The 491-nt window shown below is 65.4% G+C and carries 1 protein-coding gene; it reads right to left on the bottom strand.

The window, feature by feature from the left end; all coding sequences use genetic code 11:
• On the bottom strand, nucleotides 1–491 hold a 491-nt coding region (gene lptD, locus AC2JF9_RS08535), incomplete at both ends, for an LPS assembly protein LptD (RefSeq protein ID WP_500726916.1).

Raw genomic sequence — 491 nt, 5'->3', positions numbered from 1 at the left:
GTATCTGCTTCTGCCAATCGGCGTAGGACAGGCCCTGGAAATAGAACCCGCGCAGGTCGAAGAAGGAGCGGTCGCCCTGGCCGCGTAGGAAGGCCTGCGAGGTCGATTCGAGCAGGAGGTAGTTCGACGCGAGCGTGTCGCTGCGCAGCTTGTAGTTCTGCAGGAACCACTTGTCCGAGAGCAGCGCCAGGTTCCAGCCGAAGTGCCATTGCGGATTGATGTTGAACCTGCCGTTCGTCTCCACCATGCCGCGGCCCTCGCGGTTCCCGGGACCGAGCGGGGCGGGGAGGAAGGCCGACTGCCCCTGCTGGAAGATGCCGGCGGCGCGGATGTTGTAGGAGCCGGTCAGGAGCCGCTGACGCCATTCGGCCTGGAGGAGGACGCCCTGGCGCGAGTAGAAGGTCGGCTGGATCGTCAGGTCGCGGTCCGGCGCGATCGCCCAGAAGAAGGGCGTGGACACACCGAAGCCAAGCGCGGTCGTGTGGATGAAA

The sequence above is a fragment of the Lactobacillus sp. C449L genome (genome assembly GCF_059900815.1).
The sequence above is the reverse complement of the archived record's forward strand: the minus strand, read 5'-3'. Positions and strand labels throughout refer to the sequence as shown.